Source organism: Sphingobium sp. TKS, assembly GCF_001563265.1.
Taxonomy (GTDB): Bacteria; Pseudomonadota; Alphaproteobacteria; order Sphingomonadales; family Sphingomonadaceae; genus Sphingobium.
On sequence record NZ_CP005083.1, the window covers coordinates 1,621,352 to 1,632,796 of the forward strand.

7 protein-coding genes and 1 pseudogene are annotated in these 11,445 nt (G+C 63.9%); 7 read left to right on the forward strand and 1 reads right to left on the reverse strand.

Going from position 1 to position 11,445, the window contains the following annotated elements; translation table 11 throughout:
- Positions 1-54: 54 nt before the first annotated feature.
- Together K426_RS08190 and K426_RS08195 are read left to right on the forward strand one after the other, a co-directional pair.
- Positions 55-2,739 carry a TonB-dependent receptor domain-containing protein gene (locus K426_RS08190; RefSeq protein WP_066555839.1) on the forward strand — a complete coding sequence of 895 codons (2,685 nt, stop codon included), beginning with the start codon at positions 55-57 and terminating at the stop codon, positions 2,737-2,739.
- A gap of 156 nt (positions 2,740-2,895) precedes the next feature.
- The gene (locus tag K426_RS08195) at positions 2,896-4,335 is read left to right on the forward strand and encodes a CYTH and CHAD domain-containing protein (RefSeq protein WP_066555841.1); all 1,440 of its coding nucleotides are present in this window, start codon (positions 2,896-2,898) and stop codon (positions 4,333-4,335) included.
- Between the two features lie 2 nt (positions 4,336-4,337).
- On the opposite strand, the pseudogene K426_RS08200 reads toward K426_RS08195, so the two are convergent.
- Positions 4,338-5,073 (reverse strand): annotated as a pseudogene (locus K426_RS08200) (prolyl hydroxylase family protein).
- 80 nt (positions 5,074-5,153) lie between these two features.
- On the opposite strand from K426_RS08200, the gene K426_RS08205 reads away from it, so the two are divergent.
- The 5 genes from K426_RS08205 to gspG are packed head-to-tail and all read left to right on the forward strand — an operon-like array spanning position 5,154 to position 11,405.
- Positions 5,154-5,984 (forward strand): type II secretion system protein N, encoded by an 831-nt coding sequence (locus K426_RS08205; protein WP_066555842.1) that lies wholly within the window; start codon positions 5,154-5,156, stop codon positions 5,982-5,984.
- The gene (gene gspD / locus K426_RS08210; protein WP_066555844.1) at positions 5,981-8,167 is read left to right on the forward strand and encodes a type II secretion system secretin GspD; all 2,187 of its coding nucleotides are present in this window, start codon (positions 5,981-5,983) and stop codon (positions 8,165-8,167) included. Before K426_RS08205 ends, gspD begins: the two co-directional genes overlap by 4 nt.
- Complete coding sequence (gene gspE, locus K426_RS08215; RefSeq protein WP_257721815.1) at positions 8,167-9,711, forward strand: type II secretion system ATPase GspE; 1,545 nt, start codon at positions 8,167-8,169, stop codon at positions 9,709-9,711. Before gspD ends, gspE begins: the two co-directional genes overlap by 1 nt.
- Positions 9,704-10,921 carry a type II secretion system inner membrane protein GspF gene (gene gspF / locus K426_RS08220; protein ID WP_066555848.1) on the forward strand — a complete coding sequence of 406 codons (1,218 nt, stop codon included), beginning with the start codon at positions 9,704-9,706 and terminating at the stop codon, positions 10,919-10,921. Before gspE ends, gspF begins: the two co-directional genes overlap by 8 nt.
- Positions 10,922-10,931: 10 nt before the next feature.
- Positions 10,932-11,405, forward strand: a complete 474-nt coding sequence (gene gspG, locus K426_RS08225) for a type II secretion system major pseudopilin GspG (RefSeq protein ID WP_066555850.1) — start codon at positions 10,932-10,934, stop codon at positions 11,403-11,405.
- The last annotated feature ends 40 nt before the right edge of the window (positions 11,406-11,445 follow it).

Here is an 11,445-nt window from a genome sequence, read left to right on the forward strand (position 1 = left end):
CATCCGGCGCTTCCCCGCCTTCTTTGCACTGAATTTCCTTTGGGGGACATTTTCATGTCACAGCCGCTGAACATGGCGCGCCTGCTCCTGATTTCCACCGCGCTGGTCGCGCCTGCGGCCATGGCCCAGAACGCTGCGCCCACGCCGCCTGTCACCTCCGGCACGCCCACGCAATCCGAGGAAGAAGATGCGCAGGCCGGCCGGATCGACGTTTCCATCCCCGGTTCCGACATCATCGTCACCGGCCGCCGCACCAGCAATGTGTCGCAGGCAGCGCCGCAGGTGGTGAACGTGCTGTCCGCCGCCGACATCAAGCGCACGGGCGAGGGCGATATCGCTGGTTCGCTCCAGCGCGTGACCGGCCTTTCGGTCGTGTCGGGCGGCTATGTCTATGTGCGCGGCCTTGGCGACCGCTATTCGCTGGCGCTGCTCAACGGTTCGCCGCTGCCCAGCCCCGAACCGCTGAAGCGTGTCGTGCCGCTCGACATCTTCCCGACCAGCGTCATCGCCTCGACCCTGGTGCAGAAGAGCTATTCGGCCAACTTCCCCGGCGAATTCGGCGGCGGCGTCATCAACCTCACCACCAAGGCGATTCCGGTAGAGAGCTATCTGGAACTGAGCGTCGGCAGCTCGGCCAATACGGAGACGTCGGGTCAGCTCGGCTATACCTATTATGGCGCCAAGTCGGACTGGACCGGCTTCGACGACAGTTCCCGCGACGTGCCGCCGCTGCTGGCGGAGGCGTTCAAGAGCGGCGTGCCCTTCTCGAACATTCCGCGTGGCGACCTGCAGGCGATCTCGATGCAGTTCCTGAACGCCAAGACCTCCGTGTTGCAGCGGACCAACAGCCTGCCGTTCAATTTCTCCGGGTCGCTGAACGGCGGCACCTCCTTCGACGTTGGCAGCGACGGGCGCATGGGCTTGTTGCTGACCGCCTCCTACAGCAACAAGTGGCGGACGCGCGAAACGCTCCAGCAAGCATCGACCGACCTCAGCCAGGCGCCCGGCAAGACCGGCACGCAGGTCAACACGGACAATGAGATCACCGTAAACGCGCTGTTCGGCGTCGGGCTGGAACTGGGCGAGCAGAAGATTCGCTGGACCAATGTCTATATCCGCGACACGCTGAAGCGCGGCGCGCTTTCGCTCGGCCAGAATAATGGCGAGATCGAGGGCGCGGATTATATGAAGCAGAACACCGCCTGGTATGAACGGCAGTTGATCGACACGCAGTTGGTCGGTGAGTTCAAGCTGGGCGATGCCCTGAGCCTGGACATGCGCGGCGGCTATGCCAATTCGCAGCGCGAGGCGCCCTATGAGCGCGAGTTCGAATATGTGCGGACCAACCGCCCCCTTGCCATCGATCCGGTGGGGGATCGCTTCATCAACGCGCTCAACCGCCAGCGGGGCGACGCGTCGATCACCTTCAGCGATCTGACCGAGGATCTGTGGTCGGCGGGCGCTGACCTCAGCTACAAATTCTCGCCTGCCTTGACGCTGACGGCGGGCTATGCCTTTAGCGATACGAAGCGCAGTTCGTCCCGCTATGAACTGCATTTCGATGCGACCAACCTGCCGATCGGGGCGCAGCAGATGCGGCCCGACTATCTTCTGTCGGACGCCGCGATCCAGCTTTACGATATGACGCTGCTCGATTTCTCGGGCAATTATCCGGTCTATGACGCCGCGCTGCGCGTTCATGCCGGCTATGGCCAGGTGAAGGCGGAGCTGGTGCCGGGCGTCACCGTTGATGCGGGTGTGCGCTATGAAAAGGGCAAGCAGTCGGTCACGGGCATCGACGTCTACAATACGGGCGTGACGCCGGTGAACAAGATCGACAAGAGCTACTGGCTGCCCGCCGCGACAGTGACGTTCGAAGCGGCCAAGGGTCTTCAGTTCCGCATCAGCGGGTCGAAGACCATCGCCCGCCCGCAGTTCCGCGAACTGATCGCGCAACCCTATATCGACACGGAATCCAACCGCTTCTATCGCGGCAACCCGTTCCTGCAGGACAGCATATTGTGGAATGCCGAAGCGCGGGCCGAATGGTATATGGGGCGCGACGAGCGGCTGACGCTGGCGGGTTTCTGGAAGAAGATCGACAATCCGATCGAAACCTACACCACGATCAACGACAAATATGACGTGACCACCAGCTTCGCCAATGCGCCCGAAGCGACACTGTATGGCGCGGAGATCGAGGCGCAGAAATATCTGCCGCTGGACGGCTGGTCGGATGCCGCCTTCTTCCAGAGCCGCCGGATCGTGCTGATCGGCAACTATACCTATACCCAGTCGAAGCTGAAGGTCAGCGACGGCGACACCACCATTCCCTATAGCTACACCACCGGCGCGCTACCGGCGGCATCGGACTATTTCCAGGATGGCGTGCCGCTGACCGGGCAGTCGGATCATCTGGTGAACTTCCAGATCGGTCTGGAGGATACCGACAGGCTGTCGCAGCAGACGCTGTTGCTGACCTATGCCAGCCCACGCGTGACCAGTCGTGGGCCGAACCTTCAGCCCGACATCAAGGAAAAGCCGGGCCTGACCCTTGATTTCGTGGCGCGTCAGGCGGTGAAACTGCCGGGCGGGATCAACAGCGAGTTCAAGTTCGAGGCCCGCAACATCACCGGCCGGAAATTCCAGGAGTTTCAGGAACTGGACGGCAACAAGGTGTTCTATAACCGGTATAAGATCGGCACGACCATAGCCGCCTCACTGACGGTCGCTTTCTAGGCGTAGTTCTTACTTCGCTCCCAAGGCATCGAACGGCCGATCCGCGTCTGGCGGGTCGGCCGTTCTGATTCTGGAACGATTCGCCTGCGCAACCGGTTCATGGTAAAGGCTCCGCTCCATCGGTCATGACCATGGAGTGCGCGGAGGCGGCGGCGCGTGAAACGGGAAGTCGAACTGAAGCTGGAACTGGCGCCTGACGCGGCGGACGCGTTCGGACTGTTGGCTTTTCTTCCGGCGGACAGCGACGTGGCGCATTTGCACGCGATCTATTTCGACACAGCCGATCGGGATCTGGCGGGGCGTGGGATGAGCCTTCGCATCCGGCGGGCGGACGGTGCACGGGTCCAGACGGTCAAGGATGACGGGAAAGGCGGGGCGGGGTTGTTCGCCCGAGCGGAGTGGGAAATGCCGGTCGCGGACGACGTGCCCGTTCTGGATGCGCGCACGCCGGTCGCCGCGCTGCTGGGGGAGGCAGTGCATGCCATCGAACCGGCCTTTCATGTCGATGTCGAACGGCGCAGATGGATCGTCGAGCAGGATGGGGCTGTCATCGAACTGGTGCTCGACCGGGGGCAGGCCAGCGCGGGGGACCGGCAGGCGGCGATTTGTGAGGTCGAGCTGGAATTGAAATCGGGCGCGCCGGATGCCCTCTTCCTCCTGGCGCGGCGGATCGATGCCGAAATTCCGGTGCGGCCCGGCGTGCTGACCAAGGCCGAAAGAGGATATCGGCTGCGCGATGCGGTCGCCGCCTCCGTCAAGGCGGAGCCGGTGGCGCTGGACCCATCGATGACGGCGGAGGAGGCATTTTCACGGATCGCCGGAAGCTGTCTGCGCCATTATCGGCTGAACGAGGCGCTGCTGCTCGATCATTATGACGCCAGGGCGCTGCATCAGGCGCGGGTGGCGGTCCGGCGTCTGCGGTCGGCCCTTTGGCTGTTCAGGCCGATGCTGGAGGAGGCGGACGTTGCGCGCTTTCAGGGCGAGTTGAAATGGTTGGCGGCCATGCTGGGCGAGGCGCGCAATCTGGATGTCCTGGCGGATCGGGCGGAGGAGGGCGATCTGCGCGACCGGCTGGATGCCGCGCGGACAGAAGCGCATGGCCGGGTCAGGCAATGGCTTGAATCGGCGCGGGTGCGGACGTTGCTGATCGATCTGGTCGAATGGCTGACATTGGGGATGGGACAGGCTGAGGGCGAGCGCGCTGAGCCGGCCGTGGACTTCGCCGCGCGCCGGTTGCAGCGGCTGCACAAGCGGATCGCGAAGCAGGGCGCGCATCTTGCGAAGCTGACCGACGAGGCGCGTCATGAAGTGCGCAAGGATGCGAAGAAGCTGCGATATGCCTCCGAATTTTTCGCCGGGCTATTCGCGGGTAGGAGACAGCGGCGGCGGCAGGCGAAGTTCATCGCTGCGTTGGAGGAGGTGCAGACAGGTCTGGGCGAACTGAACGATCTGGTCGCAGCGCCGGGGCTGTTGGCGCATTATGGGCTGAACGGCGAGCACGGGATGCAGGCCCGGCCGAAGAAGAAGCGCAAGCTGATTGCCGAGGCGGCCGACGCTCATGAGCAATTGGTGGAGGCTCCGCGTTTCTGGCGCTGAATTCAGGTCCAGCGCCGTTCGCGATACCATTTGGTGATGACATGCTTGACGCCGCTGCGGACCTTCATGCCGTGATGAATGCTGGCGGAATTATATTCGCCCGGACCTAGCCGGTTGTTCCAGGCGAGCAGCTTGCCGGTTTCGGGCTGCACCGTCTTGCCGATCTTGACGAAGCGGGTTGCGCCGCCTGCCGCCGGTTCATTGAGATAGACCATCAGCGTCCAGGTGCGGTTGCCCGCGACCGTGCAAAAGCGTTCGAAATCGGAGCCTTTTGGTTCGAAATAGTCGGTATGCGCCTTGAATTCCTGGCCCACGGCATAGCGCTGGCCCTGGATCGGTTCGCCATGCGCGGGATCGATGCCTGCAAAGGCCGCCAGTTTCGCGTCGATCGTCGCGACGAACGGATCGGCGGCGTCCAGGTCGCATGTCTCGCTGGTGCGGAAATATCCGTCGCCATTGGCGTCCGCGATAGTGGAAGGGCGCCTGTGAGCGTCGATCCGTTCGATCAGCTTCGCGCATTCCTCCGCCGAGAGGAAATTGCGCTGAATGAACAGGGTGAGATCGCGGTTGGGGACGCGCTGGCGCGGGGATGGGCGGCGATCCAGGCCGGATCGGCGTCCGGGGCGGATGGAGGGGGGCTGTTGGCCATCATGGGTCCAGGATGCGGAAACTGCGCCCGTTGCTATCGCTGGCCGCGCGAAATGCAAGCACCGTCGTTTCCGGCGTTGCGATTGTCATTAAAGCGTCACAATAGTGTCATCCGGCAGTAAAACCAATTTTCTAGCAGGCGCAGATATCAAGGGGGATGAACGACGCGCATGCGTGTGGCTTTTGGCGACAATATCCGGACTATGAGCGGGCGGCTGCGGCCCATCGACTGGTTGTCGCTGGTCGAGAAGCTGCTGCTGGGTTTTCTGGCGTTGCAATGTGCGGCGCTGGTCTGGGCGGTGCTGACGCCCGCCGGCAGCTTCGGCCCGTGGGAAGGGCGTCAGGCGCGCTTCCTGTCCGTCGCGGAGCGGCAGGCGCTGTTTTCTGGCTTCGACCCTTTTTATCGCGGCGGCCCGCAGCAGGCCGGCGGGGGCGTCGTGACCTCTCTGGCGCTGACGGTTTACGGCATTCGGTTGAACGAAGGGTCCGGGCTGGGTTCGGCCATCGTCGCCGGGCCGGACGGGGTGCAGAACAGCTTTGCCGTGGGCGAGGAGATCATGCCCGGAGTGGTGCTGAAGGCCGTGGCCTTCGATCATATCACCATCGATCGCGGCGGGGCGGAGGAGCAGGTGTTCCTCGACCAGTCGCAGCCCGCGCCGACCGCCATACCGGACGGTGGAGCGCCCGCGGGCTCGCTGCCCTCGGCGGTGGTGGGGATGGACAATCCGACCGCCGACATATTGAAGCGCGACGTCGGCTACACCCCCCGGATGCAGAATGGGCGCGTCACCGGCCTTATCCTGACCGCCAAGGGGCCGGGTTTCCAGCAGGCCGGTTTCCAGCCCGGCGACATCGTCACCCAGGTCGACGGCCAGCCGGTCGGATCGGTGAGCGATCTTCAGGCGTTGCAAGGCAAGATCATGCCGGGCGCGCGTATTTCCCTGACGGTGGAGCGCGGCGCTGCCACGTCTTCGGTCAATCTGACACTGCAAGGCCAATGACCAGAAAATTGCTTCTTTCCGCCGCCATGGCCCTCGCTCTGGCGGCTCCCATCGCATCGCCGGTCATGGCGCAGCAGACGCTGAACGTGCGCGATGCCGATATCCGGGCCTTCATCCAGGACGCGGCGCGGGTGACGGGGCGGACCTTCATCATCGACAATCGCGTGGCGGGGAAGGTGTCGGTCGTGACTGATCGGCCCCTGTCGCGGTCCGAATATTTCGAGATTTTCCTGTCGACCTTGCGCGCCAATGGGCTGGTGGCGGTTCCGGCGCCGGGCGGAGCCTATCGGATTCAGTCGGCGGATGGCGCGGCGGGACAGCCTAGCGCCGTCGGGCGGGCGGCCAATCGAAACCAGTTCGTGACGGAGGTGTTCCGGTTACGCTCCATCGATGCGGCGAGCGCGCTGGAAACGCTGCGGCCGCTGGTCAGCAAGGACGGATCGGTGACCGCGAACCGGGCCGGAAACAGCGTGGTCGTGGCGGATTATGCCGACAATATTGGACGTATCCGGCAGGTGATTGCGCGGATCGACCGGGATACGGCCTCGACCACCACGGTCGTGCTGAAAAATGCCGGGGCGCGGGAAATTGCGACCTCTTTGCAGGCTCTGGTGATGACGGGTGGAGAGGGGGCGGCGAAGCCCGCGACCATCGTGCCGATCGATAGCAGCAATGCCGTCGCGATCCGGGGCGACGCCGGGACGGTAGCGCGGCTGGCGCAGATGGCGCGGGAGCTTGACCGGCAGGCGGCAAGCGGGACCGAGATCCGGGTTTATTGGCTGGAACATGCCGATGCCGAAAAGCTTTTGCCGGTGTTGCAGCAGCTTGTCGGGCAATCGACCAGTTCGGCGGTGATGTCTTCAACGCCGGCGGCGGGAGGGGCGCCTTCGGCAGTGCCCGCTGCCGCTTCGTCGGTGGTGGCGAGTGCAGGTGGGGCTGGCGGGAGCGGAATTTCAACCCGTGGCCCAGCGATCGTGACGCGCTATGAGGGCGCCAATGCGATCATCGTCGCCGCCAATAGCGACGTGCAGCGGATGCTGGGCGAGACGATCCGCCAGATCGACACGCGGCGCGAGCAAGTGCTGGTGGAGGCGATCATCGTCGAGATCAGTGATGCCGCCGCCAAGAAGCTGGGCGTGCAATTCCTGATCGGCAGCACCAAGACGGGCTTTGCTGCGACCAATTATTCCAATGCCTCGCCCAATATCCTGACGCTGGCGGGAGCGATTGCGGCCGACAGGCTGGGCGAGACGACGACGACCGTCGTGGCGCCGGACGGTACCCGGACGGAGACGAGGACGCGGGAAAATGGCGACCTTGCCAATACGCTGCAACAGGCGGCGGTCGACAGCCTGATGAATGCGACGGGCGGCTTTGGCGGGGTAGCGACCTCGCTGGGCAGGAACGGGATTTTCGGGGCGATCATCAATGCGGTGAAATCCGATACCGACAGCAATATCCTGTCCACGCCTTCGGTGATGACGCTGGATAACCAGAAGGCGTCCATCCTGGTCGGCCAGCAGGTGCCGGTCACGACGGGCGAGGCGCTTTCCCAGAATTTCGACAACCAGTTCCGCACCGTCCAGCGGCAGGATGTCGGCATCAAGCTGGAGGTGAAGCCCCAGATCAACACCGGCGGCGCGATCAAGCTGTTTCTGAAGCAGGAAGTGTCGAGCGTCGCCGGGCCGGTTTCCAACGGCAACAGCGACCTCATCATCAACAAGCGCGAGATCGAGACGACCGTGACGGTCGATGATGGCGAGATATTGGCGCTGGGCGGCCTGCTGGACGACAATGAGCGCAAGACGATCGAGCGGATTCCGCTGCTGAGCGACATTCCCGGCATTGGCGAGCTGTTCAAGTCGCGCAGCAAGAGCCGGACGAAGACGAACCTCATGGTCTTCATCCGGCCTACCATATTGCGCTCCAAGGAAGACGCGCAAAAGCTGACGCAGCAGCGCTACGGCTATATTCGCGGCATGCAGTTGCAGCGCAATCCGGATCAGGAGCCGAGCATCGATGAGCTGGTGCGCGACTATATGGGCGCGACGCCGCCCGCCGCCACGCCGCAACCGGGCGATGCGGTGGTGCAGCCGCCGGCCGAAATCATCGAGCCGACCGCCCGCCAATCGAGCGGCGTCGTGCGTCCGCTCGAACGCCCTGCAGGCGGAGAGAAACGGTGATTGAAGCAGCCGGACAAGAGCCTGATCCCATTCCCCCGCATATGGCGCCGCGTGCGGTCGACATACCCTATGTCTTTGCGCGCAAGCATGGCGTCGTCATGCTGCCGCTGGAGGGAGAACGGCTGACCATCGCGGTACGCGAGGGCAGCGATCCGCGCGTGCTGCTGGAAGTGCGGCGGCATCTGGCGCGCAGCTTCGATGTCCGTTTCGTAGATGCGCCGCAATTCGACCGGCATCTGTCGGATCATTATGCGATGGAGGGCAGCGCCGCCGCCATGGCGGGTTCGCTCGATGTGGGAGCGGATGAACTGGACATTCTCGCCGCCGATATTCCGACCGCCGACGATCTGCTCGACAGCGCCGACGATGCGCCCGCGATTCGCCTGATCAACGGTATCATTGCCGAGGCGGCGCGGCAGGGCGTGTCGGATATTCATATCGAGCCCTATGAGACGGGCCTGATCGTGCGGATGCGCGTCGATGGAGTGTTGCGTGAGACGCTGCGCATGCCGCCGCATGTCGCGCCGGTCGTCGTCAGCCGCATCAAGGTCATGGCGCGGCTCGATATTGCCGAGCGGCGCGTGCCGCAGGATGGGCGGATCGGGCTGACCCTGGGCGGCAAACTGCTCGACGTGCGCGTGTCGACATTGCCGAGCCGGGCGGGAGAGCGGGTGGTGTTGCGCATTCTCGACAAGGAGAATGCGGGCATGAACCTTGACCTGCTGGGCATGACGGGCGCTCCGGACCGGATTTTCCGGGAAGGTTTGCAGGAGCCCAATGGCATCATTCTCGTCACCGGGCCTACGGGGTCGGGCAAGACGACGACGCTTTATGCAGGGCTGCGGCAGCTCAATGACGGGACGCGCAATATCCTGACCGTCGAGGATCCGGTCGAATATGCGATCGAGGGCGTCGGGCAGACACAGGTGAATGCCAAGGTCGGGCTGACCTTCGCGGCAGGGTTGCGGGCGATTTTGCGGCAGGATCCCGATGTGGTGATGGTGGGCGAAATCCGCGATCGCGAGACGGCGGAGATCGCCGTGCAGGCTTCGCTGACGGGACATCTGGTGCTTTCGACCGTGCATACCAACGATGCCGTGGGCGCGATCACCCGGATGCGCGACATGCGGGTGGAACCGTTTCTGCTGGCCTCGACCCTGCGCGCGGTCATTGCGCAGCGGCTGGTGCGGCGGCTCTGTCAGCATTGCCGGGAGCCGGTGCAGGCGGACAAGTCGGCCAGCGCTTTGCTGGGCTTCGATCCCGGCACGATCATCTACCGGGCGCGTGGGTGTGAGGAGTGCAATGGCTCCGGGTACAAAGGCCGGATCGGCGTGTTCGAGGCGATCCGGGTGGATGATACCATCCGGCGGCTGATCAATGACGGCGGCGATGAATCGCTGATCGCGCGCCATGCTTTCCTGAATGCGCCCAATCTGGGATCGGCGGCGCGGGCTTTGGTGCGCGACGGGCAGACCACGGCGGAGGAGGCCATCCGTGTGTCGCGGCGCGATGCGGCGGAGGCGGAAACCATCGCTGATGGCTGAGTTCGATTATATTGCGATCGACCCCGCGGGGAAGGAGCGCTTGGGGCGGGTCAAGGCCGACACGATGGATGATGCCCGTGCCCGGCTGGATGCGCGCAAGCTGTTCATCGTCCGGATTGAGCCGGGAGCAGTCGAGCGGGCGCGCAAGCGGACGGGGTTGTCGCTGCGATCGCCGCGCCTGTCGGCCAAGGAACTGACGCTCTTCACGAGGCAGCTTTCGACGCTGATCCAGGTCAGCCCGCTGGAGGAAGCGCTGCGCACCATCGGGCGGCAGAGCGAGCAGGCGCATGTGCGCGCCATCGTCGCCAAGGTGCATTCGGGCGTGCTGGAAGGGCGACGGCTGGCGGATGCGCTGGGCGCGGAACCAAAAAGCTTTCCGCCGCTCTATCGCGCGATGGTTTCGGCGGGTGAAAGTTCAGGCAGCCTGCCGACGATCATGGAGCGGTTGTCGGATTTGATGGAACGGCAGGCGGTGATCCGGTCCAAGGTGCTGACCGCCATTGCCTATCCCAGCGTGCTGGCGGCCTTTGCGGTATGCGTGGTCGCGGCGCTGATGATCTTCGTCGTGCCCAAGGTGGTTGAGCAGTTCGATACGGTCGGGCAGCAATTGCCGTTGCTGACGCGGATGGTGATGGGGATTTCGGCCTTTCTTGCCGGTTACTGGTGGCTGTTGCTGATCCTGACCGGGTTGGCGGGTTTGGGCTTCTGGCGGGCGTTGAAGGTCGAGAATTTTCGCTATCGCTTTGATTCCATGCTGCTGCGTCTGCCGCTGTTGGGGCGGCTGATCCGGGATCTTCACGCGGCGCGGATGGCGCGGACGCTCTCGACCATGGTCGCCAGTCGCTTGCCGCTGATGGAGGGGCTGTCGCTGACCACCCAGACCGTCCACAACAGGGTGCTGCGTCAGGCTTCGGAGGAGATTGTCGAGGCCATTCGCGGCGGTGGCAGCCTGTCAGCGGCTTTGCGGCGAGGGGGGGTGTTTCCGCCGCTGCTGGTCTATCTGGCGGCGAGCGGGGAGAGCGCGGGGCGGCTGGATACCATGCTGGAGCGGGCGGCGGATTATCTGGAGCGGGAATTCGACAGCTTCACCTCCACCGCGCTCGCCCTGCTGGAGCCGGTCATCATCATTTTGATGGGCGGAATCGTCGCCGTCATCATCCTGTCCATCCTGCTGCCCATCCTGCAATTGCAGAGCCTTACCGGGGCCTGAAGGAGTGTTTATGCGTAAATTCCTCTCTCTCCGTCATTCCCGCCTTCGCGGGGATGACGAAAATGATGGAGAAAGTGGCTTCACCCTTGTCGAACTGATGGTCGTCATCGTCATCATCGGCCTGTTGGCGACGATCGTGGCGATCAACGTCATCCCGGCGACCGATACGGCGCGGGTCGAGAAGGCCAAGGCCGACATCGCCACCATCGAGCAGGCGCTGGAGCAATATCGGCTGGATAATCTGACCTATCCGGCGGGGACCGATGGCTTGCCGGCGTTGATCAGCCCGCCCGCTTCACTCGCCCAGCCGCAGCGTTACCGGCGCGGAGGCTATATCAAGAAGCTGCCGAACGATCCCTGGGGCCGCCCCTATATTTATGCGGTGCCGGGGCGGAAGGGCGCGTTCGACATCAGTTCGCTGGGCGCGGATGGCCAGCCAGGCGGCGAGAATGAGAATGCCGACATCTATTCCAGCGAGCTTTGATCGCTCGCCGTCAGGATTGAAGTCCTTGAGGCGATCCGCC